The sequence below is a fragment of the Moraxella cuniculi genome (genome assembly GCF_900637105.1).
GTDB lineage: Bacteria > Pseudomonadota > Gammaproteobacteria > Pseudomonadales > Moraxellaceae > Moraxella > Moraxella cuniculi.
Window position 1 is genome coordinate 1,825,974 of the sequence record NZ_LR134343.1, and the last position, 23,066, is coordinate 1,849,039.

29 protein-coding genes are annotated in these 23,066 nt (G+C 38.8%); 11 read left to right on the forward strand and 18 right to left on the reverse strand.

From position 1 onward, the window contains the following. Positions 1 to 75: 75 nt before the first annotated feature. Positions 76 to 1,578 carry a 30S ribosomal protein S12 methylthiotransferase RimO gene (gene rimO / locus EL162_RS08240; RefSeq protein ID WP_126331374.1) on the forward strand — a complete coding sequence of 501 codons (1,503 nt, stop codon included), beginning with the start codon at positions 76 to 78 and terminating at the stop codon, positions 1,576 to 1,578. Between the two features lie 165 nt (positions 1,579 to 1,743). Further along, a complete protein-coding gene (locus tag EL162_RS08245) occupies positions 1,744 to 2,949 on the forward strand; it encodes a sugar transporter (RefSeq protein WP_076555365.1) in 1,206 nt (401 codons plus the stop codon). Positions 2,950 to 3,219: 270 nt separating this feature from the next. Here the strand turns inward: EL162_RS08245 and EL162_RS08250 are convergent, their stop codons facing one another. Beyond that, on the reverse strand, positions 3,220 to 4,527 hold the full coding sequence (locus EL162_RS08250) for an aminotransferase class V-fold PLP-dependent enzyme (protein WP_126331375.1): 1,308 nt from the start codon (positions 4,525 to 4,527) through the stop codon (positions 3,220 to 3,222). Between the two features lie 45 nt (positions 4,528 to 4,572). Then, entirely contained in the window at positions 4,573 to 5,217 is a 645-nt protein-coding gene (locus EL162_RS08255) for a 2OG-Fe dioxygenase family protein (RefSeq protein ID WP_126331376.1), read from the reverse strand. A 264-nt stretch (positions 5,218 to 5,481) separates the two neighbouring features. On the opposite strand from EL162_RS08255, the gene EL162_RS08260 reads away from it, so the two are divergent. From EL162_RS08260 to EL162_RS08290, 8 genes are all read left to right on the forward strand, one after another. Then, positions 5,482 to 6,231, forward strand: a complete 750-nt coding sequence (locus tag EL162_RS08260; protein WP_126331377.1) for a YebC/PmpR family DNA-binding transcriptional regulator — start codon at positions 5,482 to 5,484, stop codon at positions 6,229 to 6,231. Between the two features lie 93 nt (positions 6,232 to 6,324). Next, the gene (locus EL162_RS10045) at positions 6,325 to 6,465 is read left to right on the forward strand and encodes a hypothetical protein (RefSeq protein ID WP_170161439.1); all 141 of its coding nucleotides are present in this window, start codon (positions 6,325 to 6,327) and stop codon (positions 6,463 to 6,465) included. A 93-nt stretch (positions 6,466 to 6,558) separates the two neighbouring features. After that, the gene (locus EL162_RS08265) at positions 6,559 to 7,395 is read left to right on the forward strand and encodes a DNA-methyltransferase (protein ID WP_197718972.1); all 837 of its coding nucleotides are present in this window, start codon (positions 6,559 to 6,561) and stop codon (positions 7,393 to 7,395) included. Next, a complete protein-coding gene (locus EL162_RS08270; RefSeq protein ID WP_126331378.1) occupies positions 7,395 to 8,174 on the forward strand; it encodes a DNA-methyltransferase in 780 nt (259 codons plus the stop codon). The genes EL162_RS08265 and EL162_RS08270 overlap by 1 nt, the downstream gene beginning before the upstream one ends. A 10-nt stretch (positions 8,175 to 8,184) precedes the next feature. Beyond that, positions 8,185 to 9,441: a hypothetical protein gene (locus EL162_RS08275; RefSeq protein WP_126331379.1), complete on the forward strand. Its 1,257-nt coding sequence runs from the start codon at positions 8,185 to 8,187 to the stop codon at positions 9,439 to 9,441. Between the two features lie 14 nt (positions 9,442 to 9,455). After that, the gene (ilvA, locus tag EL162_RS08280; protein ID WP_126331380.1) at positions 9,456 to 10,997 is read left to right on the forward strand and encodes a threonine ammonia-lyase, biosynthetic; all 1,542 of its coding nucleotides are present in this window, start codon (positions 9,456 to 9,458) and stop codon (positions 10,995 to 10,997) included. 132 nt (positions 10,998 to 11,129) lie between these two features. Then, positions 11,130 to 11,579, forward strand: coding sequence for a hypothetical protein (locus tag EL162_RS08285; RefSeq protein WP_126331381.1), 450 nt, complete (start codon positions 11,130 to 11,132; stop codon positions 11,577 to 11,579). A 67-nt stretch (positions 11,580 to 11,646) separates the two neighbouring features. Next, the gene (locus EL162_RS08290; RefSeq protein ID WP_126331382.1) at positions 11,647 to 12,048 is read left to right on the forward strand and encodes an Hsp15 family ribosome-associated heat shock protein; all 402 of its coding nucleotides are present in this window, start codon (positions 11,647 to 11,649) and stop codon (positions 12,046 to 12,048) included. A gap of 57 nt (positions 12,049 to 12,105) precedes the next feature. Here the strand turns inward: EL162_RS08290 and EL162_RS08295 are convergent, their stop codons facing one another. Further along, on the reverse strand, positions 12,106 to 12,807 hold the full coding sequence (locus tag EL162_RS08295) for an IS1 family transposase (protein WP_126331383.1): 702 nt from the start codon (positions 12,805 to 12,807) through the stop codon (positions 12,106 to 12,108). A gap of 142 nt (positions 12,808 to 12,949) precedes the next feature. Here EL162_RS08295 and EL162_RS08300 point away from each other — a divergent pair, with 142 nt between their 5' ends. Beyond that, a complete protein-coding gene (locus tag EL162_RS08300) occupies positions 12,950 to 13,300 on the forward strand; it encodes a hypothetical protein (RefSeq protein ID WP_126331384.1) in 351 nt (116 codons plus the stop codon). A gap of 419 nt (positions 13,301 to 13,719) precedes the next feature. Here EL162_RS08300 and EL162_RS08305 read toward each other — a convergent pair whose 3' ends face one another. From EL162_RS08305 to EL162_RS08370, 15 genes are all read right to left on the reverse strand, one after another. Next, on the reverse strand, positions 13,720 to 14,163 hold the full coding sequence (locus EL162_RS08305) for a hypothetical protein (protein WP_126331385.1): 444 nt from the start codon (positions 14,161 to 14,163) through the stop codon (positions 13,720 to 13,722). 3 nt (positions 14,164 to 14,166) lie between these two features. After that, positions 14,167 to 15,447 carry a hypothetical protein gene (locus EL162_RS08310; protein ID WP_126331386.1) on the reverse strand — a complete coding sequence of 427 codons (1,281 nt, stop codon included), beginning with the start codon at positions 15,445 to 15,447 and terminating at the stop codon, positions 14,167 to 14,169. 83 nt (positions 15,448 to 15,530) lie between these two features. Beyond that, positions 15,531 to 16,028 (reverse strand): hypothetical protein, encoded by a 498-nt coding sequence (locus EL162_RS08315; RefSeq protein WP_126331387.1) that lies wholly within the window; start codon positions 16,026 to 16,028, stop codon positions 15,531 to 15,533. A 3-nt stretch (positions 16,029 to 16,031) separates the two neighbouring features. After that, positions 16,032 to 16,895: a VENN motif pre-toxin domain-containing protein gene (locus tag EL162_RS08320; protein ID WP_170161440.1), complete on the reverse strand. Its 864-nt coding sequence runs from the start codon at positions 16,893 to 16,895 to the stop codon at positions 16,032 to 16,034. Positions 16,896 to 16,984: 89 nt separating this feature from the next. Beyond that, positions 16,985 to 17,278 carry a hypothetical protein gene (locus EL162_RS10050; protein ID WP_170161441.1) on the reverse strand — a complete coding sequence of 98 codons (294 nt, stop codon included), beginning with the start codon at positions 17,276 to 17,278 and terminating at the stop codon, positions 16,985 to 16,987. Positions 17,279 to 17,287: 9 nt separating this feature from the next. Continuing rightward, entirely contained in the window at positions 17,288 to 18,343 is a 1,056-nt protein-coding gene (locus EL162_RS08325; RefSeq protein WP_126331389.1) for a VENN motif pre-toxin domain-containing protein, read from the reverse strand. A 311-nt stretch (positions 18,344 to 18,654) separates the two neighbouring features. Then, a complete protein-coding gene (locus EL162_RS08330) occupies positions 18,655 to 19,104 on the reverse strand; it encodes a hypothetical protein (RefSeq protein WP_126331390.1) in 450 nt (149 codons plus the stop codon). After that, positions 19,094 to 19,594: a hypothetical protein gene (locus tag EL162_RS08335; protein WP_126331391.1), complete on the reverse strand. Its 501-nt coding sequence runs from the start codon at positions 19,592 to 19,594 to the stop codon at positions 19,094 to 19,096. Before EL162_RS08335 ends, EL162_RS08330 begins: the two co-directional genes overlap by 11 nt. Next, complete coding sequence (locus EL162_RS10410) at positions 19,483 to 19,788, reverse strand: polymorphic toxin-type HINT domain-containing protein (RefSeq protein WP_126331721.1); 306 nt, start codon at positions 19,786 to 19,788, stop codon at positions 19,483 to 19,485. Before EL162_RS10410 ends, EL162_RS08335 begins: the two co-directional genes overlap by 112 nt. Beyond that, entirely contained in the window at positions 19,784 to 20,062 is a 279-nt protein-coding gene (locus tag EL162_RS08345; protein ID WP_115368544.1) for a colicin immunity domain-containing protein, read from the reverse strand. The genes EL162_RS10410 and EL162_RS08345 overlap by 5 nt, the downstream gene beginning before the upstream one ends. Then, on the reverse strand, positions 20,059 to 20,343 hold the full coding sequence (locus EL162_RS10055; RefSeq protein WP_227543395.1) for a colicin D domain-containing protein: 285 nt from the start codon (positions 20,341 to 20,343) through the stop codon (positions 20,059 to 20,061). The genes EL162_RS08345 and EL162_RS10055 overlap by 4 nt, the downstream gene beginning before the upstream one ends. A 203-nt stretch (positions 20,344 to 20,546) precedes the next feature. Continuing rightward, a complete protein-coding gene (locus tag EL162_RS08355) occupies positions 20,547 to 21,239 on the reverse strand; it encodes a hypothetical protein (RefSeq protein WP_126331393.1) in 693 nt (230 codons plus the stop codon). A 53-nt stretch (positions 21,240 to 21,292) separates the two neighbouring features. Then, the gene (locus EL162_RS08360; RefSeq protein WP_126331394.1) at positions 21,293 to 21,703 is read right to left on the reverse strand and encodes a hypothetical protein; all 411 of its coding nucleotides are present in this window, start codon (positions 21,701 to 21,703) and stop codon (positions 21,293 to 21,295) included. Further along, entirely contained in the window at positions 21,700 to 22,479 is a 780-nt protein-coding gene (locus EL162_RS08365) for a hypothetical protein (RefSeq protein ID WP_126331395.1), read from the reverse strand. Before EL162_RS08365 ends, EL162_RS08360 begins: the two co-directional genes overlap by 4 nt. Further along, the gene (locus tag EL162_RS08370) at positions 22,476 to 23,063 is read right to left on the reverse strand and encodes a hypothetical protein (RefSeq protein ID WP_126331396.1); all 588 of its coding nucleotides are present in this window, start codon (positions 23,061 to 23,063) and stop codon (positions 22,476 to 22,478) included. The genes EL162_RS08365 and EL162_RS08370 overlap by 4 nt, the downstream gene beginning before the upstream one ends. Between the last annotated feature and the right edge of the window lie 3 nt (positions 23,064 to 23,066).

Sequence of the window (23,066 nt, forward strand, 5' to 3'; positions counted from 1 at the left end):
ATGTTTTGTAATAAATTCTATGCTAAAATAAGCATTTATAAAGCACTTAGCAATAACCAGCAAATTGAGCCAGCCATGTCCAGCACGCCAACCGTATTTAATCCAAAAGCACAAAAAAACACAGAATCGGCCTACCATCATCAAGCCAATCATAACCAAAATCGCACTGTCGCCCAGACAGCAAATGCCGTCAAACTATCATCAAGCAACAATCCCAAAATCGGCTTTGTTTCGCTGGGTTGCCCAAAGGCACTCGTTGATAGTGAACGCATTATTACAGAGCTGACTCGTGAAGGATATCAAGTCGCCAAAGATTATGATGGTGCGGATTTGGTGGTGGTCAATACTTGTGGCTTTATTGAATCAGCTGTGCAAGAAAGCCTAGATGCCATCGGCGAAGCAATTAACAAAAATGGCAAAGTGATTGTAACAGGCTGTCTAGGCAAAGATGCCGAAAAAATTCGCACCATGCACCCTGCAGTGCTTGCAGTTACAGGGGCTCATGCTTATCAAGAAGTGGTAACGGCAGTAACTCATCATGTGCCCAAGCCCACCAAAAGCAAAAACTACGACCCCAAAATTGATCTCATTGATGATGCTGGCATTAAACTTACGCCCAAACATTATGCTTATCTAAAAATTTCTGAAGGCTGCAACCATCGATGCACTTTTTGTATCATTCCATCGCTGCGTGGCGACTTGGTTAGCCGACCGATTGATTCGGTCATGAAAGAAGCGGTTGCCCTAAAAAATTCAGGGGCAAAAGAACTGCTTATCATCTCCCAAGACACCTCAGCCTATGGCGTGGATTTAAAATACAAAACCAGTTTTTGGGACGGTCAGCCACTCAAGTCAAAATTTTTTGATATGTGCCAAGCCATGTCCAAGCTGGGCATTTGGGTGCGTCTGCATTATGTATACCCCTATCCACATGTTGATGCCGTGGTAGAGATTATGGCACAGAGCATGGCAAATTCTGCTGGCACAGGCGGTCTGCTGCCCTATCTTGACATTCCCTTTCAGCACGCAAGCCCCAATGTCTTAAAGGCGATGAAACGCCCTGCGATGAGCGAAGATACTCTTGAGCGTATCCGTGCATGGCGTGCGATTTGCCCTGATATTGTCATTCGCTCAACTTTTGTGGTTGGCTTCCCAGGCGAAACTGACGAGGATTTTGCCTATTTGCTTGACTGGTTAAAACAAGCTCGCCTAGATCGTGTGGGCTGCTTTACTTATTCTGAAATCGAGGGTGCTGTCGCCAATGATCTACCCAACCCAGTGCCAGAGCATATCAAACAGCAACGCTATGAAGCACTGATGGCATTGCAGCAACAAATCAGTGCTGAAAAACTCGCCGAAAAAGTCGGCAAACAACTTGTGGTGCTGGTTGATGAGATCGACACAGAGGAAAATATCGCCATCTGTCGCAGCTATGCTGACGCACCAGAGATTGACGGTCATGTTTATCTTGATAATATCAACCACACTGCCAAGGCTGGTGATATGTTCACAGTACTGATTGATGAAGCAAGCGACTATGATTTATTCGCTGACTTTGGCTCTGCTGTGCCAGTTTGATGTTTAATAAGTCGCTACGGCTTATTTGCTTGCGGCGACTTTGTTTCTGCCGTACTTATCTTGCATAATGATAGATTGTATATTTGCCAAAGCCATCGCACGGCACATCTTGATGGCTCTGCTAACAAATAATTTCCTGCCACAAACAATAAGCCAATGAACACCATGAATCAATTTTCGCTCGATAATAAACAGCCGACCAGTCTGCTGCCTGTGGTGATTTTGGCTTTGTCAGCATTTATTTTTAATACCACAGAATTTATCCCTATCGCCCTGCTGACTGACATCGGTACAAGTTTTGGCATGAGTGCCGATGCCACAGGGGTGATGATGACCATCTACGCATGGATTGTGGCACTGCTATCACTGCCGATGATGCTAATGACAGCAAAGATGGAACGCAAAAAACTGCTGATTGCCATCTTTGCCCTGTTTGCCATCAGTCATGGCGTGTCCTATCTTGCAAACAGTTTTGGCACTTTGCTCATCAGCCGCACTATGGTGGCAATTTGTCATGCACTGTTTTGGTCAATCACAGCAAGCCTTGCGGTTCGGCTTGCCCCAGAGGGTATGCAGACTCGTGCTTTAGGCCTGCTCGCCACAGGGGGTGCGTTGGCAACCGTGCTTGGTCTGCCAATAGGCAGGCTGCTTGGACAAGCATTTGGCTGGCAGACAACTTTTGCTGTGATTGGTGTGGTTGGTCTTGTGATTATGCTTACGCTTGCGGTGGTTTTACCAACACTGCCTGCCAAAAACACAGGTAACTTGGCAAGCCTGCCCGCCATCGCCAAAAACAAAGCCCTGCTGCTGGTCTATGCCATGATTGTCTTGACAGTTACCGCACACTTTACCGCCTACAGCTACATTGAGCCATTTATTCTGCACATCAGCAATTTTGGCAATCGTTTTATTGGCGTGGCTTTGTTAATTTTTGGCGTGGCGGGCATTGTCGCCAGTGTGCTTTTTGGGCGTTATTATGAAATTTTACTTAATAAATTTATCCTTATTGGCTTTGTTGCTATGATTGTCAGCTTGCTGACTTTGTTGATATTTGCCCAAACTCTCACCATCTGGACACTGCTGATTTTTGTTTGGGGTGTGGCATTTACCGCTTTGGCATTATCCTTGCAACTGCGTGTGCTAAAACTCGCCCCAAACGCCACCGATGTTGCCATGTCAATTTTTTCAGGGATTTTTAATGTTGGCATTGGTGCAGGTGCGATGATTGGCAGTCTTAGTATTGCTGCATATTCTCTGGGTAATATTGGCTATGTTGCCGCCCTTATTACCCTATTGGCAGCAAGTGTTTTTATGTTTGTGTATTTTGGAGAATCAATAAAACATCTGTCAAATAAATCCACAAAATTCTAACCATCAACCTTATATCACTTATTAACGATTAACCGTGCCGCAAAGGACAAATCATGCTAAATTTTATCCTGCCTGCAACTCTATTAACTATTTTTTAACAAAATTAAAATATAAAAATCCACAACCAATCATTATCTGCATGGCGAATAAAACAAAAATAAATTAGTTTTATTTAAGATAAAGATAATTTAAAATTTAAAAATACAAGTTGCTATTATGCACCCAGCCAAATTGGTGCCGACTGTCAGCACAATGAATATCTTAACAAACCTAAGGCGGCGTAATCTGATACAGCTCACAAACAGCCTGATCAATCAATTCAAACAATCTATCAATCTCGGCAAAAGTCGTATAATGCAAACAGCCCAGTCGCAGCACTGTCCCTGTGTCGGCAAGTCGCTCGCTTAAATTTTTGGCATAAAAATTCCCAAAACCCAAAGCAATGTTATAACCAGCCAACCATCGGCTTAGCTTTGCACCATCTTGGATAACGCCTGCCTTAATGACATTAAAGGCAAAAGTTGGCGTGCGATTGCTGGCAGATTGCTTGCCATAAAGTTGTAAAAACGGACGCTGTTTAAATTTCTCCAGCAGATACTGACTTTGTGTCTGCTCGTATGCCATCACCTTGTGATAGGTTTTCTGCCTGCTTGTTGCCGTCAAGTCATATTGCGACTGCGTACCCACTTCATCAAAAGAAGGCAAGCCGTCATCAAGCCCCAGTGCCGACCAATATCGCATCATCGCCACAAACCCTGCCTGCGACTCAAAGGACTGCGTGCCTTGCTCATACGACATCGGCACCACATTGGTTGCAGGTTCAACCTTGTATGGGCGAAGCTGTGTCAATAAAGCGTGCTTGGCACACATCATGCCCAAATGTGGCCCACCGATTTTATAGGCAGAGGCAAATAATAAATCCGCACCCCAAGCCTCAAATTCACTGGCAATATGCACTGCAGCATGTACCGCATCGATACTTAGCAATGCTCCGACTGCCTTTGTCATCTGGCTAATGCGTGCTATGTCTGTCATTGTGCCAATTAAATTAGAAGCAGCGGTTATCGCCACCAAACGCGTTCGCCCATCAATCAACTCCTCTGCCGCCTGATAATCCAAATCGTTCAGCGTATCGTTCAGCGGTATCATTCGCACCTCTACGCCAGCATCATCCGCTGCCTGTTGCCATGACGAAACATGAGAATAGTGATCGAGCGAACTTAGCACAATATTATCACCCGCCTGCCAAGTGCGTGCAATCACCCTTGATATCATAAACATCAAACTGGTTGCATTCTGTCCAAAAACAATCTGTGCCTTTGTTCCACCACCCAGCCACACACGAGCTTGTTGGCGTGCCAAATCATTCACCGCCATCGTCCGAACAGAAGCCTGATTATAACCGCCCATGTTGCTATTGCCCAAGCAAAGATACGCCACCATCGCTTGCATGACGCAGTGCGGAACTTGCGAGCCACCCGGCCCATCAAAATAAATCGGCACATTGCCCACATCATCTGCCTGCATCAATGCAGGAAACTGCTTGCGAATATCCATCAATAGCTGTTGTGTAATCATTTAATTACCTAATAAATCTATTAATTTAAAATAATCAAAAATTCATCAATTGGGACGATTTGCTGTAACCACAAACAAATCCCAATAACCAACATCATCTTTATTAGCAATACTCACACTAGAAGCACTGTGCCACAGCGTGCGATCATTGATGATACAATAATCTGCAGGCTCTGGCGATACGCAAGCAAGTGGCGTATCATCGGTTTTATGCTGCCACAGCATTATTGCACCGCCTTGTTGATTGTGGCGAGCGATGGTAAATACACCCACAAAATCAAAGCCGTCCTGATGCACGCCCTCAGGGGTAGCTTCGGCAGGCGTGCTGTTATCTTGGGCAATGATTCGCATCTGATGCACCTCAAGCTGACAATTGCTTGGCAGATTGCACGCTTTGACAAAAGCATGGCAAATCTGCCCAAAGCCATCAGATTGCACGGTTTGTTCGCTCAAATTCTCATAGCAACGCAACACATCGCCCTGAAATTCATTAAGTTTGCCCGTCTGCACAAAGCCATCACTGGGCAGCACAGTCAGCTGACCCTTGGCAAAAGCCAATTTGGAATATTTGCGAAATCGATACGCACCATCTTTATAATTGCTTGATTTTAATTCATCAAATGAGGGCTGCACAGCACAAATTGCCTGTTTGTCAAGTTTTCCTAATTTCATTAATAATACATCAGACATAACAACTCCTTTTTTTGTGATGATTGTGGTATTTGTTGGTCAATTTTTGGCATACCTGTTACCAAACCAAGCATATCACAACAAAAATTTATATTCAACAAAAAAATAAGTTATAAATTCATCAGGGCGGTTTGGCATTTTGATATTTTTTCGTGATAAAGACTTATCAAGCCAGCAAAAATTTGCTAAAATTGTTATTTTAATTACAAACAAATTATTTGTTAATTTTCTTATTAATTTATTAAGTTATTATTAAGGTGTATTATGGCAGGTCATAGTAAATGGGCGAATATTAAGCATCGCAAAGCCAAGCAAGATGCCGCAAAAGGCAAGATTTTCACCAAAATTATCCGTGAAATCGTCTCTGCCAGCAAAGGCGGCGATCCTGATCCTGCCAACAACCCTCGCCTGCGTGCCGTCCTTGAAAAAGCCAACGCCGCCAACATGACCAAAGATGTCATCAAGCGTGCCATTGAGCGTGGTCAAGGTGGTGGTGAGGGTGATAATGTCCAAGAAATCACCTACGAAGGCTATGGCGTAGGCGGTGTGGCGGTCATCGTTGAGACCATGACTGACAATGTCAATCGCACGGTGGGCGAGGTGCGTCATGCCTTTAGTAAGCATGGCGGCAATCTTGGCACCTCAGGCTCAGTTGCCTATCTATTCACCAAGCGAGGCGAGATTGTCTTTAATGATACATCGCTTGAGGATAAAGTGATGGAAGTTGCCCTAGAAGCAGGAGCAAGCGACATTGAAAATGACGGCGAAAGCCTGCTGGTCATCACCGAGCCGAACGACTTTGGTGCTGTGGTTGATGCCTTATTAAATGCCGAGCTTAAGCCTGACAATATGGAAGTTACCCTATCGCCAAGCACAACTGCCGACATTGACAATATTGACGATGCCCAAAAAGTACTAAAAATGATTGATATGCTAGAAGATTTGGACGATGTTCAAGAAGTCTATACCAATGTTAATTTTAGCGATGAAGTGATGGCTCAGCTCGATGCTTGATTTGTCATTGAATTTATAAAGCAAATTGGGTATGATAACTGATAATCATATCCAATTTTTTAATAAAAACGGTGTCAAATTTAGGAAAATCAAATGATTGCACTAGACCTGTCGCCACAAACTCTGCAAATCATTGAACAAGCTACCAAAAAATGGTCAAATATTCAAGATTTTTCACCATCAGTGCCTACAAAAAAGCTCTACCAAACCGCAACAAACTTGGTAATTCAATAGGCATTGTGTGATGAGTGGGATTAACTAATTTCTTATTTGATTTATATTATTTAAATTTTATAAACTGTTTTTCATTAAAAAGATTAGAGAAACATGAATACTGTATTTTTTAAAGATAGTCGCAACATGAAAGAAGTACCTAACAATAGCGTACACCTTATTATCACTTCACCCCCTTATTTCAATATTAAAGATTATGCAAAAGATGGTTATCAACAAAATAGCCATAGCAATAAACATACTAGTCAAATTGGTGATATTGATGACTATGAAAATTATTTAATAGAAATGTTGCAGGTATGGAGAGAGTGCGAACGAGTATTAACGCCAAATGGCAAACTGGTTATTAACACCCCCCTTATGCCAATGTTAAAAAAAGATATGAACACGCATTACACAAGGCATATTTTTGATCTAAACAGCGACATCCAACAAACTATTTTAAAAAATACCAATCTTTTTTTGATGGATACTTATCTGTGGAATAGAACCAACTCATCAAAAAAACTAATGTTTGGCTCTTACCCTTACCCAAGAAATTTTTATGCTCAAAATACCACAGAGTTTGTTACCATTTATGTCAAAGACGGCAAACCCAATAAAGTTTCTGATGAAATCAAAGAAAAAAGCAAATTAACTCAACAAGAATGGGTGGAATTTACCAAACAAATTTGGGACATTCCCATTCCCAATAAAAATGATTTAGCATTTGGTGTACACTCGGCAATTATGCCAGAAGAAATTCCAAGACGATTGATTAAACTTTATTCTTTTTATGGCGACACTGTCTTAGATCCTTTTGCTGGCAGCGGAACAACATTAAAAGTTGCCAAAGAGCTTGGAAGAAAATATATAGGCTTTGAACTTATGGAAAAATATAGTGAAATTATTGATCTTAAACTTAGAGATGCGGATTTAAGGCTCTGGTAATGGATATTAATAAAATTTATCACATGAATTGCTTTGATTTTTTAGAAAAAATACAAAATAAAAGCATTCAATTGGCCGTCATTGACCCACCTTATAATCTTAATAAGGCAGATTGGGATAGCTTTGATGATCACAATGAATTTCTGGCATTTACCTACCGTTGGATTGATAAAGTTTTAGATAAATTAGATAAAAATGGTTCCATCTATATATTTAATACACCATTTAATTGTGCATTTATTTGCCAATATTTAGTGAGCAAAGGTATGATTTTCCAAAATTGGATTACATGGGACAAGCGAGATGGTATGGGTAGTGCTAAAAGGCGTTTTTCCACAGGACAAGAAACAATTTTATTTTTTTCAAAATCCAAAAATCATACTTTCAATTATGATGAAGTACGAGTACCATATGAAAGCACTGATAGAATAAAGCATGCTAGTGAAAAAGGTATTTTAAAAAATGGTCAACGCTGGTTCCCCAATCCAAATGGAAGATTATGCGGAGAAGTTTGGCATTTTTCGAGCCAACGCCATAAAGAAAAAGTTAATGGAAAAACCGTCAAATTATCTCATATTACCCCAAAACCACACGACTTAATAGAACGCATTATTAAAGCAAGTTCCAATCCTAATGATTTGGTACTGGATTGCTTTATGGGAAGTGGCACAACAGCAATAGTTGCCAAAAAATTGGGGCGTAATTTTATTGGGTGTGATATAAATACTGAATATGTGGAGCAAGCCAACTTAATATTAAATCAACTGGAAATAAATTAAGGAAAAAAATATGAAAAATTATGTCAGAAATATTAATCTTGGCAATTCATCATTAAAATTTATTGATGAAAGATTACAATCTGAAAATTATCGTGGCATTCATTTAAGTCAGCATAACCGCTATGATTTGCCAAAATTGATGGAAATTTTAACACTATTAAATAGATACGCCCCCAACCAATCTTTAATGCAAATCAGAACAACCGATATTAGCAAAAGACCTTATAATATTCCAGAAGAGCAGTCTTATGCTGAATTTTGCAACGAAGCTAAGAACTTAACCAATATTGGGACGCAGGATGCGATGCGCAAGAATCTATTCGTGGATTTTGCAAGAATGGGATTGATCAACCGATATAATGCAAACAAAGAATTAACCAATCCATTTAAAAAAAGCACAACAAAATACGTCTCCTTATCCGAGATGGGATTGAAGCTAATAGACCAAAAATTAGATATCTTAAACAAAAATTTAATTTTTTCCAAGTCTCTGAATAGGTTACTAACTGGTTTTGTGGAAGATGTTTTAAGCTTGCTAACCAATAGTGATCTAAAAGAAATCAGCTTTGATGAATTTATGCTGTTTGTTTCGGCAATCAATTGTAATTTTTCTTTTAGCATTTCCATAGAGCAATGCGAAAGTTTGATAAAAGAATACCGATTATTATCACGAGTACAAAAAAATGCAGTGATTGATACTCTAAAATCAGAGCTTATTCCAGACAATTTTAACGGCGATAAAAAAGACAAAAGAGATTATCATAATTGGGCAAATGAAAATCAACAAATATGGGCTTTATTTGAAAATATTCCTTTTTTTATTATGGAAAAAGATAGTAAAAAGCTTATTTTGATCACTTCTGATATTGATTTGTCCAAATATAGTAAATCAAAGATGAAACGTTCACAACAAGCAAAAAATGATTATTTTAAACACCATAAAGTAAATAAAACCAAAGGCTATGAATTAGATCATATCATTCCTTTGCTGGAAGCAGAAAGTGTAAATGAATATCATTATTTGGATAACTGGTTGAATTTATTATATATTGATGGTAAAACACATGCTATCAAAACCCAGAGTGGCTCACGTTACTATATATTCTCATTTGACAGCAATAACTTTGATCAAGTACATTTTGCTAACACACAAGAAGAAAAATTAAGTATTTGCAATGGAGATCAGGCACTGTTTAATAAAGAACAGGTGCCTAGGATATATAATTACAATCAAAATTTTCTTCAAACCAAAACCAATAATTCATAATCTAGGAAAACCCTATGCTCGCCCCTTATATCCGTGCCATCTTACAAGCCACTGTCTATGATGTTGCTGTGCGGACACCGCTTGAGCCTGCCCACAAGCTCTCAAAACGCTTTGCCAACAATATCCGCATCAAGCGAGAAGATTTGCAGCCTGTGTTTAGCTTTAAGCTGCGTGGTGCGTATAATAAAATCAGTCAGCTAAGTGATGCAGAAAAAGCAAAAGGCGTGATTTGTGCTTCAGCTGGCAATCATGCTCAAGGCGTGGCATATTCTGCCAATCGGCTTGGGATAGACAACCTCATCGTCATGCCCACCACCACCCCCGACATCAAGGTGCAAGCAGTCAAATCCTTTGGCGGCAATGTTTACTTACACGGTGATAGCTTTGATGAAGCCAACCGCTTTGCCATCAACAAAGCCCAAAGTGATGGCTTGACCTACATCGCCCCTTATGATGACGAATTGGTCATCGCAGGTCAAGGCACGATTGGGCTTGAGCTTACTCAGCAATGGCGAGATATTGATTATGTCTTTGTGGCAGTTGGTGGCGGTGGCTTAATGGCGGGTGTGGCGGCATTTTTGGGCGAAGTTGCTCCGCACATTAAAGTGGTCGCTGTCGAGCCTGAAGGAGCAGCTTGCCTAAAAGCTGCTCTTGAAACCAAAGAACGAGTTCGCCTGCCGCAAGTATCGTTATTTGCTGACGGTGTGGCAGTTGCCCAAATCGGCAAAAAACCCCTTGAAATCGCCAAAATGACAAAATCTGACGGCACGGGCACAGTGGTCGAACCAGAGGTCATCACCTGCACCAATGACGAAATCTGTGCTGCAATCAAAGATATTTTTGAGGAAAATCGTGCCATTGTTGAGACCGCAGGTGCTTTGTCCATCGCTGGCATGAAAAAATACATTAATAAGCATGGCTTAAAAAACAAAAACTGTGTTGCCATCATCTCTGGGGCAAACATGAACTTTGATCGCTTGCGTTATATTGCTGAACGCACCGAGATTGGCGAGCAAAAAGAGGCGATTTTTGCTGTTGCCATTCCCGAAAAAACAGGGGCGTTTTTGGAATTTTGTCGCACGCTACAAGGACGCAATATCACCGAATTTAACTATCGCGTTGATACCAGCAATCCTACCGCTCCAGCCCATATTTTTGTTGGTATTGGCCTTAAAGAAGGTCAAAAAGAACGCAGCACCATCGCCAAACTTTTGACCGAAAATTACCATGCTTATGACCTGACCGATGATGAAACTGCCAAAACGCATATTCGCTATTTGATTGGTGGTCATGCCAATATCCAAGACGAGCAACTGTTTCGGGTAATTTTCCCAGAACGCCCCGGTGCATTGTTAAATTTTCTTGAAAAATTAGGTCAGGACTTTAACATTACTTTATTCCACTATCGCAATCATGGAGCGGCTGAGGGGCGGATTTTGGTGGGCTTACAGGCATCGGCTGGCTCATCACGACAAATCATGGATGCCCTCACCGAGATTGGCTATGAGTGCGAAAGTTTGACGGACAATGTCGGCTATCAGTTGTTCTTGAAGTGATATGATGACTATGATGATAGACAAATTGACGGTCAAACACTTATGCCAGACCGCCAATTTTTAAGACAGCGTGGTGCCAAAAATATCGCCGTTGATTTCACCGCTTTATCAGAACCCTTATCCATCTACCTAATGTCAATTATTTTTTGTATGTTCTTGGCAATTGGTTGGTATAAAGGTGATATTGGTTTTATTATTTTAAGCGTGATAATTTTCATTAGCAATTTATATTGGCGTTTTCAAATAAACAAGCATCATGCTGATGAAGTTTGGGAAACGCCTGATGGCTTTATCATCATTATTAATAATGATTATGAAGAAATTCGCTTTTGTGATATAAAAAAAGTTGAATACAAATTCCGATATTTAATAGATAGCCGAAATTATATCGTTGAATTTTATTTCAAACAGCCTAATAAATTTGGCAGAAAAATCTTTTTTGTAACTTGGGAAGATGCGTGCAATTATAACCAAGAATCACAAATCTTTCGGATAAAAAACCAAGCCACCACCGATTATATCCATCACCTGCAAGAAAAAATCAAACAGGCAAGCGACAATCAGTCCATAAGTGAGGAATAAACATTTATACTCTCCAGCGAGTTTTTGACGATAGTTGATGACAGCACAAACCACAAAAAGGCAAACAATGAACCCATCTGAACTCACCAAAGTGCGTGCCGATAAATGGCTGTGGGCGGCACGATTTTTCCGCACTCGCAGCCTTGCCAAAGAAGCCATCGAATCTGGCAAAGTGCAGATAAACAATGCCAAAATTAAAGTCAGTCGCGAGCTGCAAATCGGCGATACGCTCACCATTCGTCAAGGTCATGCCACACGCCTAGAAGAAAAAACCATTATTATCAAACAGTTATCAGAAAATCGAGGCAATGCCACCATCGCTGCCACCTTATATGAAGAAACCGAAGAAAGTCGCGTCCGCCGTGAATTTATGGCACAGCAGCGAAAGCTGGATAATTTGGCTCGGCCTGATACTCGCCCCAACAAAAAAGATAGACGAGAGTTGCAAAAATTAAAAAACAATTTTTAAGTATTTTTGCATAAATCCCAGCTGATTTATATTTTTGTCCCTGGTTCAAAAAGTATGCTACACCCACCCATAGTTGATATAATGAAACACCAAGTCAAATGCTTTAAGATGATTGGTTAGGTTTTTAGAGAAACAACACGTTTTTCTAAATGCTCGCCTAGCAAAGGTTCTAAGCCTTGTGTTATTGCCTTCAATACCAACGGTGAAGCGTTTACCCACTTGTTTGATAGAGTGCTTAAAAGCCGTCAGAAAGCTGTCCCAATCATCACAAGCAATTTTATCAAAACTTATACCTAAACTCATCAGTTTTGACCTTAACTGTTTGGCAGTAGCAAGGTTTCTTTTGCCCCATACATAGGCAACAATCTCACCTGTGTGTCTATCGTACGCATAGATGAGCCAAACTTTGTTTTTCTTGTTACCCACATAAGTCCAAAACTCATCTATCTTTAAGGTATTGTAATGCTTTTGTCTTGGTTTGATTTGGTGATTACTGTTTGCAAGCACACTAAGCACTTTGCCCTTACTCACTTGTTCAAGTATCACAATGTCAGCAATGCTACAACCACGAACTAACATTAAGCGTATTTTGTTATCTATGTAAGATTGACAACCTTTGTAAGTAAGCTGTAAATGATGAACAAACTGTTTATGACAATCTTTGCAAAAATAGTTTTGTTTGCCATAGCTTTTTATGCCATTTTTCTTTATACTAACCGATAGGCAACTTGGGCAAGTAATGGTAATTTGTGTCTTCATAACCGTAAATTACCAACTTTTGTGCAAGTTGTCTTTTTAGTTTTTGTTACAGCATACTTTTTGGGCTACTACCTTTATTCGAAATGACAGTACTACTGGTGATGTATTGTTCATCAAGCAGTTTAGCCACAAGCATGCCCAGGTGCACACTACCAATATTCATCTTAGTAATGTGGTTGGTGCTACAGGTGCTAGAATACAAGCTTTGCTTGCATTGGCACTCAAAGATATTTGTAAACATGGTGAGTATAAACACCAAGCCATGAGCTACTTATTTGACGCAGCTGTCTGTGAACAGCTAAAACAAGGTATGAAGCATCCACTCAAGCTGACCGCACGAGCAACCTTTACTCCGTGGATGGATGACATCTGGGATCGACATACATTTGATAAACAAGATGCAAATTACTACTGGCACGGCTATCGGGATGTCTGCTTTAGAGTGCAGGCGTATATCAATGAAGATCCCAAGCTAAGAGACATGTATCCCTAAACCGCTTGATCAAGAATACAAACCATCATCGAAAAAAGATGGTGGCGTCGGGTGGGGGTTGGTTGGGTTTATGTCTTAGCACAACTACAGACCTTTGCTTTGTTGGCACATGGGTGCGACATGTGCTTTTGTGCTGACACATATTGTGCCGTCTATCATTGACTATTGCATTAACCAGAATGCGGATATCCATCAGGAGTGATGAGAGTCTGAAGTGGGCAGGGGTGCAATGTACCAATGAAATGGTTTAGACTGGTGGTGTGCTGTGCACATCCTGCCGTACTATATGTCTGTATGCGTAAATTGGTTCAAATCTGTTTTGGTGTGATTAAGCACCAGCCTCACCAAAGCCAAATGAAACTCAGTTAAAAGTTTGACTTGACAGAGGGGGGGGGGTGGTATCTATTGTACTAGTGCAGTCAATGATTTTTGTAACAGTAGCCATCCGGTTCCCAGACTAAATAAAAAGCCAACCACCCTGTATACTCATCTCCTGGGAAAATTGTTAGAGATGTTTTTCCTTTACAAAAAAGCTGATCGTCAGTCAGCTGATTACCGACACTCGCTTCAGTCCATTGATTGGATTGCCTAAGATCATCTACTACTGCCCGATATTGTTCAATCGAAATGTTTTCAAATGTGTACTCAAGAACTGTCGGTCCACTACATCTAAGAACAGGTCTAATCTCTGTTGGCTGCCCCAATGGCTGGGTGATATGGTTCATATCTTTATAAAACTCGTCCATTAATAAGCATCCGGGGACATAAGTATAAAGACTGTGTATAGCTCCAAGTGCTACAAGACCCAGAAAAACATATAATTTGGTAGTATTCTGAAAATAATTTTTATGGTAATTTATCATAGGCTATCTCGATTTATATCTTGCAATCTCTGATTTTTTGAGCACAATGCCTGTGTCAACCATATAGGATGAACCCAATGAGGCCCCTGGCGTGCCTACTCCATATAAGATCATGACCTGGTTTCCACTCGCCACAGAGCCCCCTAGACAGGCAGCATAACAGGCCTGCACTCCAAGAGATGCTCCCTTAATGATATCGTCAATAGCCGCCGCCTTTTTCGCGATATCTTGACGACTATTAATTTGACTCAACGCAACACCAAAACCAGCAGAAGCCCCAGCTGTTTGGAAATTACCCAAATTTGGAGGTTTCACATTTGCACTTACATCAATAGGCATGGACATATACACCTTGCCATTTAGGTTATTTATTATGATAGTTTGTGCAAATCCACCATTGCTAACGCTTAACACTGTTACATGGTTATAATTCCGATGGAAGCGCTCTGCGCTATTTAACACATTTTTAAATGCTTGGTTTGAGGCATGGTTAATATTTGAAGAACCTCGTAAATCTACACCATTCATAACTGCAGCGTTTCTATAGCGCAATTCACTTTCCAAGACTAAAGGTACTTGCTGTATTCTAACCCGCTCTGGTCGTGGTTCTTGATAATTGCTTAATCTATGAGGATCCCAAGTATATTGATATGACGCAAAATCACCCTTGCCAGTATGACTTTGAATGTATGAAACTAAACTTGGATCAACTTTTGGGATATTTAGACTGATGCCAGTACCATGATTATTCCATTGTACGCCAACCAAATTATCATAGCCCAAATCAGGTCTATTTGATGGAACAGCGTTATGACTATCAGCACTTTCATAGAAGCTGCCTTTTTTAAAATTAGCAGCTCTTAGTGCATTAGCAATTTGTTCTCTTGACCATTTTTTATTACCACCTTGTCTTTTATAGAGCTCTTCAATAACCCAAGCCTCTCCCATATTGGCATGCAACTGCCTATTAAACGCATCCACATTCAGTGCTGTGGCAGTGGCTGAGGTATCTGCACCGATTGCAACCCCTGCTGTTAATAATACCAAAGAGGTCAGTTTGCCTGCTGCAGCTTCGGCATCATTTTTATTTATCCCTTTGGCTATAAGTTTATCGATCAGTTTTTCTTCTAGTTTATTAATATAGGGTGCAGCAGCTGCTACAGAACCTGTGGTGATGGCTCCTTGTACCGTACCTGTAGCAAGAATGCCTGTTAGGGTATGTAGTGCTATTCGGTAAATACCTCCTTCTGCCCATTTGTTGGCTTCTTCGGTATTGCCTTGCAAGAGCAGCTTTTGACATTAACAACTGAAGATTTCAGCTGCCATCTTCACTCTATTTTAACACACATGGCATAATTAAGATCTTTTTAATTAAAATCCACTTTAAAAATTTGATATATCATATCAATATCAACACCATACAAAACATCACAACCAAGTGGCTTTATATAATAAAAATTACTCTCTACATCAACTTTGGTTACTTTAAAACTTGAGTTTTTATCACAACGATAAAATGCCTGACCCAAGCCCGAATCTATCATGATCTGATTTTTTGATACCTCTCCATCAAAATCAAGTTTCCAATAAAAAATTCTAATTAATTTGCCCTTTCTAATTGCAAAAATCTTTTCTCTGGTTTCGGTCATCACACCATTTGTAAATATTAGGTAGTCATAATCTCCCATCAAGTCATTGAAGTCATACCTTTGATTTATGGTTATCACTTCATCACCTGTATTAATTTGCTTTAGTATATTTTTCTCAACATTTGGATACAATATATCTTTATAGGCATAAAAAAACAGATAGACAATAAGCAAAAATATAAAAATAAAAACTGTTTTGTTAAAATAGCGTAGCATTGGTCATCTACTTCCCATTATAGAATTTTGCCGATATTGCAACCTGCGTTTTTGTAACGATGGACCAGCCCCTGTATTATCTAGACTGGCAATGCTTTGTACCGCCTTATTGTAGATTTCTTGCGGCAGTCGAACCACTTCTATGTGATAACTATCGCCACTTTTTAATACTTGATACAAGCCGTTGTTATAGTAGTGATCTAGAACCAATTTAGCATAATCTTTATTTTGCAATCCAGGGCTTTTAGCGTATATATTCCTACCCACTTGATTATTAAATTGATCCACAACTTCGTCAGCATTTGCTCTGCTAGAATAAAAAACCTGATCCAAATACAATCCGCCATAAGTTGGACTATTAACATGTTGATCAGTATAGCTGGCTTCGTGAACATTTCCAACCTGAGTGGCAATCTTTGAACCAAATTCATTTGATATAATAGTCTGCCATAGAGCATGCCTATAAGCATTGGCTATTCCACCCTCTCCTGTTACACCGTCTAAATTCTGAGCATTTTTGTTAATTAAATTAACTTGGAAAGTTGCAACTATTGTTGATATATTTGGATTTTGAATTTTGTGAAGATCTTTATCGCTTGCAACAACCCCAATTCTTGAAGCAATAATCGGATTTTGCAATGCAAATAAAACCTCTGATGCAGTCCTGTTATTCTCAACCCCAACTCTCCCAATCTCAGCTCCATTAACTGCATCGGCTACACTACCGCCTGTTGTGCTATAAGCAGTGATGGCTGTGGTTAGATTTAAAATACTGGTGATGGTATCTTTTTGCTCTTGGCTTAGCTCGTTTGGTTTTTTGCCAAATAAGAATTTAGATAGGGCAGGAGCAATAGCTTCACTACCCACTGCTGATAAAGCACCTGTTATTGGGTTATTGCCTGTGGCGTAGCTTGTGGCAGCACCTAGGATAATGTGTAGGATACATATCTGTTGTACTATACAAATAGACTAGGAACAATAACCCATATCAGTAAAATTACTGGGAATAACCTCAAAAACGCTTTGACAATGTGGAAATTTTTATCATTCTTGATATTTTCAGAGTCAATATTGCCCCAAAAAATATCTGAAGCAAATTTGGATATCGTGATGCCACGCTCCAAATAATCTGAAAATTTTTTGACGATACCTATATTTTTACACAGCCTGTATAAAAAGTAATTATAGAATGCAGTATATACAACTATTGCTAAAAATAAACATATAACAAACAAATCTTTCTGACTCATTAGCAACCCCTAATTCTTCTTTTGTTTCTTGGAAGTTGGAAATACCTGATAAGTCTTACTGTACCCAGTGGAACTATTGAGCTGACCTCCAATCCCTACTCCTACTTTCTCTGTTATATACATCTTTTTATTTTCACTGGCTCCATAACAAGCACTAAAACCAATACCATACTTTCCCGAAACACAAGACTCAACATAGAGACCATCAGCCTTCTCTCCTTGATTGAATGATTTGTTTGCACTAGCACTAACAGACCAACCAGTAATGACTGCACCACTAACATTCACTTTCCCATCGCCAGCATAGGTCATCGAACCAGAAACACCCATCCCTGCTGCCGCTGCAACCTCCACGGATGTATCTTTAACTATAGCATCCACCACTTTCCAATAACGTTCTTTTTTAGCCCTTAAGCTTTCAGGCTCCTTTTTATTTTTATTAAATCCATTATTCTCAACCCCCACTCTCCCAACTTCCACTGCATTTACTGTATTTGCAACATCTCCACCTGTTGTGGTGTAAGTGGTTGTGGCAGTTACAAGGCTTACAATATTGGCAATGGTATCCTTTTCATCTTGACTAAGCTCGTTTGGTTTTTTGCCAAATAAGAAGTCAGATAAGATAGGAGTAACAGCTTCACTACCCACTGCTGATAAGGCACCTGTCATTGGGTTATTGCCTGTAGCATAGCTTACGGCAGCACCCAAGATGGCATGAGCCAGTAGGTGTTGCAGGCTTTGTTCTTCTGGGCGATTACCACCATCAATTTCATTTTTAAGTTTATTTTCTTTAAAATATTGCCCAATCCGATAAGCAAGCTCTGGACTTGCCGCTCTTGCCACATCACCTATGATACCATTTGAATTAGGAGTGTACAAGGCTGAGGTGATGCTATCGAAGATTCTTAGGTTGGTTTGTATCTTTTGGGCTTTAGCTTCCAGTTCTGTTTTTCTTGGGTCATCATCTGGTAAGTCTTTGGCTTGTTTAAGGTAGTCTTCTGCTTTTTTGGCGTACTCGCTTTTTATTTTACGGCGTTCACTGTCAAAGGCTTGAGTAATTACCACTTGAGCATTTAGCTCTTTAATTGCTTTGTCTTTGTTAAAATCATTGTTGATGATTTGGTTAAGTTGGTTTTGGGTTTGTTGTTGGTTGAGGTTTTCTGTGTTGATGTAGTCAAGCCCTGCTTGGTCTGTGATGGCAGAGTGAGTGGTGTGAGTTTAGGGGTGGGGTTTTAAAAGCAAGTTGATAGCAAAACCATCAGTTGAGCAGATTGGCTTGGCTGGTGGTTTTTTATGGGGTGGTTATTTGGGGTGGGGTATGTAAACTTGAGTAAAAATTCAAATCTATACTTACTGGAACTGACATGATTTATCCATTATGAGTAATGCAAAAATAAATCATAACTCAAGCTGTCATCCAAATATTCTTTTAATTTTTTCAAGATATAAATCAATGAATCAATATCGTGAATAAATGAATACTTCTCATTATTTAATAATTCATTAATATCTATAGAGTTTATATTTTCTATAAAAGAAAATTTATCTGGAACTTTCCACCAAGCCCCAAGATAATTTTCTTGAAACTCAAAAGTAAAATCACAACCACCATCTAAAAATCTCTCTAATAATTCACATTTTTTATCTTTTACATTTAACAAAAGAATATTCAATATCTCTTCAAAAAAAACACCTGGTATTGTGCATAATAAAAAATCATTATTTTTTTTATAAGAAAATACATAACAAGATAAACCATAATAATTTTCGATATAAAAATTATATATATCAATACCTTTAACAATAGTTATAAGGTCAGTCTCCATCCTTAATGTGTCCTCTGTCTAGTATTTCTCTACTTTCTTTTGTTTCTCTGCCTTGCCTTCTTAGCTTCAAAGCATTATTCCATTTGGATTCTGAAACCCACTGACCATTATTTAGCAAATATTCTGTATCCCCAGCCTTTTGCGTCCTACTTCCTTGGATTTTTCTAGTTACAACCCAAGAATTGGTTTGATTTGCAGGAGTGCCAGGGGTTCTAGTGTGCCATCTAGATTCATATTTAACACCGTTTTCAATCCAAACAGATTTTATTTGAGCATACCCAGATTTTTGGTCAATTTTTGTGATAGCATTGTGAGGAATTTTCACAGGTGAACGCACACTAATTTTAGTAGCAATTTTTTCCGCTTCTGTTTTTGATATTAAATTAAAATTATAATACTCCCTTTTTCCACTCGCAGGACTACCCAACAAATCATTATCAGGCTCATATCCATTTGGGGTGTCTTTATAAGCAAAGATGCTTTTAGCCAACCAGTCTCTTTAATCCAAAATGAGTGTTCTGCTGTGGTTTCTAGGGTTTCTATTTCTCCTTGGTTGTTTTTGACCGTGACTTGGAAAATGGGTTGGTCAGGCGTTGCTTTGGTGGCAATGACAGGGCGATAGCCATATTCTGAGGTGATGTCATTTCGTGTCCAAATCAGCTCACCATCTGTGAAGGTTTTAATTACAAAGACTTTCGAACAACACTAACTCCTCAGATATTTTTGAGAATAATTCCGCCTCATTGAACTCATATTCTTCTTTGTCGCTTTCTGGGTTGTATAAATCAACCATATAAAATATTGAAGATAAGAATAAATTTAACTTTTCTTCATCCATAATTGAAAGCCCCAAATCCGCCTCGATTCTCCATAGCTCAATATAGGCATTCACAAAGCAACTAGCATCGATTCTTTCAGCCACATATGCTTTTGTGAAATTTAATAGCGTTACACTCATCTTAATACTCCATTTTTAAAAAAATTCTCATATTGTGCAGTGCCAGGCACTAAGCGAAAGCCAGTATTAAAGCTTCCATCTTTTGTCACCACAACAATATTATGAGAAATTTTATTGTAAAAAACTTTTGAATCTGGTACAAAACCATAAGTACCAAACTGAATTGTATCTGGGCTTCTCATATGGTTTTTGATAGCCTCACCAAACTGATTAATAGTTTGTGTGTTTTTCTTGGTGGTAACAATGCCAAAATCCGCAGCGTGTTTAAATTTTTTATCCAATTGTCTTGGACTGATTTCTTTTAAGGAGGCAATATTGGTAGCTTTCTGACTAAATTGTTGATAATTCGAAGATTGTCTAGCTGTTTGACTATTAGCTACATTTGCCTCAACTTTTGCTCTTTGAGTTTGCTCTACCGCCTTATCAAGTTCTTTTTTGCTCTTAAAAGAACGAATGACTTTGACACCTGCTTTACCTGCGACTTTTAAACATAGCCACCACCAGCGGTCGCAACGATAAAGGCAACTTCTTCTTTTGTGGTGGGTGCTAGTATGGATGCAGCAACCTTAAGATGTTCAGGGTAATCTCTGCATTGGCTAGCATCTCGTTTGCAGGCATTTAATTGAGCAATAATTTGTCTATCACTGCACTCTACACCTGTACAAGCTTCGCCATTGATTCCAGAGGCTTCATAACTCCAAACCCCATCGCTCTCCTTCTCCCCCTCCAACTGCGCCTTGTTCTCATCCAAGATTGCTTGATTTTGAAGGGTTGTTTGTGTATCTTTGCCATCCCCAAGCTGTGCTTTGATGGGGTTGATTTTGTCTTTATTAGCACTGATGGCAGCTTCGGTGTTGAGCTTGGCGGCAAGTCCTGCTAGGTCTGCCAAGGTTTTGTTTTTGTCACCACGAACATGGTCTAGTTCATGAGCTAGGGTTTGGATACTATCTTGTCTTAGTTCATCATGAATGTCAATGACGGTAAGTTCTTTATTGGTGGCTCCTTGTATGCCTTGGTGGGCAGTGATACTGGTAAGAAGTACTTCTGTACTAACTCCTGTAGCATCAGCTAAGGCTTGCAAAGCCTCTTGGCTTAGGGTTAGATTGTGATACTCGCCTTTTTGATAGGCATCTAATATAGCACCTACTTCTAGGTAGTCTTGGATGACTTTTGCCATTTTGGCAGGGGCTTTGGCACTTTCAATAGCTTGGGTTAGGGTTTGGTTGCCTGTTAAGACATTTGAATAAAGGAGGGTTCTTTATCATACATTATGGGTAAAATCTCATAAATATTAAGCATAACTGCAAATCTTTCCCCCATAAAATATTCCCTATCATGCCTAATAGTTTCTATAAATATTTTTGAATTTATTTTATAAATATAAAAAAAATCATTATAATGGTTTATTATTTCTAATTTATTAGTATTTTCAGTCAGACATATTGAATATGGATTAAATAATTCTGATTTTTCTCTAATAAATGCAAATAATTCTTCACTAATTTCAATTAGTTTCTCCACTTGACCAAAACCATTTTCTAAATTGCAACTTAAAAAAAATTGCTCACAATATCTATAGATTACAAAATTATCTTTTTTATTATTTGATAAGTAATAGATGAATAGTAATTTTTCATTCATTTTTTATCTCCAAGTGTGATTTCTGTAATGATTAAATGATCTTTGGTTAAATCAGCAATGCCTTCTGTTGTCCCATTAGCAGTTTTGCCACCTAATAACCACTGAGAATTAGCACCTCTTTCGTTTCCAGATGGTATTTTAACATCTAAACCATTTGGACTGATATGAAATATTTTTGTATCAGCTTTAGACAAATAACCATCGCCCAAACTAAGCTTTCTTTCAATATAGGATAAATTTCCACCTGATTCTTTTAGAAGTTTATCCAGTTCTTTCTTGGGCAAAATAAACGCTTCTGAAGACCCAATCGTTTGATACTTTTGAATATCCGACTGCTTTACAAATCTTACAGCCCCATCCGACCAAGAGCTTTCCCAATTTTGGATATATGCTGGAGAAAGATATGATGATGGGTCTGGTCTTTTTCCACTCGGAGTTTGGTAAATTTTTTCGTATAAATCATCTATTACAATATCAGATTTTAATTGAACACCATTTTGACCTAAAAATCCCTGCATTATTTGTGGATTTCTAACAATTGTTGGGACTTCCCAAAAATACTCTCTAGGCAAAGAATTGTCTAGCAAATTATTATCCACATTCACATTATTGTCAATAACTGTTTTGGGATTAGCATCCAATCTTGATAATGCGTTTGCACCATCAATCACCCCATCCGCACTCTTGGCAATTACAACTGCACTAACGCCAGTACCTAAACCTGTGCCAAGTTTGATAAGATTGGCATTTTGTTCATCTACACCAAGGTGTTTCAAACAAAGTTACTATCATCAAATATTTGAAATTCTGTGTTAGTTTTTGTAATTCTATAGCAATAATTAAACCATTCTTGTGACCATCTTATATGCCTAAATTTAAAATCTTTTAAAATTAATTGATTTTTATTTACAAAATTATAAAAAAGCTCAACATCAAGTAAGGGATCTATTGATAAACTTTGAATAATTGAATGATCATTTAGTTCTGGCAAAAAAGGCAATAAAAATGGATATCCCATTTCATCATCAGTATGGTCTATTGAAAAAAAACCCAATTTATTTTCATAGTTTTCATCACAATATTCTTCTGAAAAAAATCTAGTCTCCATAATTGAACACATATTTTCTTCAAGAATTAAACAATTATAATTATGAAAGGAATCAAAGTTTTCATAAAGTTTTTTGAGTAAACCAAATGGTAAATAGCATTTTTTTCTTTTATACGGACCAAGGTAGGATAAGTCAACAATAACCCCCTCATGATCAAATAATCCCCAGTATCTACTGTAACTTCTTAAATTACGACCAATTGTTATTCTCTTAAAATTAACAATATTGGTATAAACATAATCTAAACTCATAAT

Bases quoted from the DNA above. Each gene is read 5' to 3' on its own strand.
- rimO (WP_126331374.1), top strand. From the start codon at position 76: ATGTCCAGCACGCCAACCGTATTTAATCCAAAAGCACAAAAAAACACA.
- EL162_RS08245 (WP_076555365.1), top strand. From the start codon at position 1,744: ATGAATCAATTTTCGCTCGATAATAAACAGCCGACCAGTCTGCTGCCT.
- EL162_RS08250 (WP_126331375.1), bottom strand. From the start codon at position 4,527: ATGATTACACAACAGCTATTGATGGATATTCGCAAGCAGTTTCCTGCA.
- EL162_RS08255 (WP_126331376.1), bottom strand. From the start codon at position 5,217: ATGTCTGATGTATTATTAATGAAATTAGGAAAACTTGACAAACAGGCA.
- EL162_RS08260 (WP_126331377.1), top strand. From the start codon at position 5,482: ATGGCAGGTCATAGTAAATGGGCGAATATTAAGCATCGCAAAGCCAAG.
- EL162_RS10045 (WP_170161439.1), top strand. From the start codon at position 6,325: ATGATTGCACTAGACCTGTCGCCACAAACTCTGCAAATCATTGAACAA.
- EL162_RS08265 (WP_197718972.1), top strand. From the start codon at position 6,559: ATGAATACTGTATTTTTTAAAGATAGTCGCAACATGAAAGAAGTACCT.
- EL162_RS08270 (WP_126331378.1), top strand. From the start codon at position 7,395: ATGGATATTAATAAAATTTATCACATGAATTGCTTTGATTTTTTAGAA.
- EL162_RS08275 (WP_126331379.1), top strand. From the start codon at position 8,185: ATGAAAAATTATGTCAGAAATATTAATCTTGGCAATTCATCATTAAAA.
- ilvA (WP_126331380.1), top strand. From the start codon at position 9,456: ATGCTCGCCCCTTATATCCGTGCCATCTTACAAGCCACTGTCTATGAT.
- EL162_RS08285 (WP_126331381.1), top strand. From the start codon at position 11,130: ATGTCAATTATTTTTTGTATGTTCTTGGCAATTGGTTGGTATAAAGGT.
- EL162_RS08290 (WP_126331382.1), top strand. From the start codon at position 11,647: ATGAACCCATCTGAACTCACCAAAGTGCGTGCCGATAAATGGCTGTGG.
- EL162_RS08295 (WP_126331383.1), bottom strand. From the start codon at position 12,807: ATGAAGACACAAATTACCATTACTTGCCCAAGTTGCCTATCGGTTAGT.
- EL162_RS08305 (WP_126331385.1), bottom strand. From the start codon at position 14,163: ATGATAAATTACCATAAAAATTATTTTCAGAATACTACCAAATTATAT.
- EL162_RS08315 (WP_126331387.1), bottom strand. From the start codon at position 16,028: ATGCTACGCTATTTTAACAAAACAGTTTTTATTTTTATATTTTTGCTT.
- EL162_RS10050 (WP_170161441.1), bottom strand. From the start codon at position 17,278: ATGAGTCAGAAAGATTTGTTTGTTATATGTTTATTTTTAGCAATAGTT.
- EL162_RS08330 (WP_126331390.1), bottom strand. From the start codon at position 19,104: ATGGAGACTGACCTTATAACTATTGTTAAAGGTATTGATATATATAAT.
- EL162_RS08345 (WP_115368544.1), bottom strand. From the start codon at position 20,062: ATGAGTGTAACGCTATTAAATTTCACAAAAGCATATGTGGCTGAAAGA.
- EL162_RS08355 (WP_126331393.1), bottom strand. From the start codon at position 21,239: ATGGCAAAAGTCATCCAAGACTACCTAGAAGTAGGTGCTATATTAGAT.
- EL162_RS08360 (WP_126331394.1), bottom strand. From the start codon at position 21,703: ATGAATGAAAAATTACTATTCATCTATTACTTATCAAATAATAAAAAA.
- EL162_RS08370 (WP_126331396.1), bottom strand. From the start codon at position 23,063: ATGAGTTTAGATTATGTTTATACCAATATTGTTAATTTTAAGAGAATA.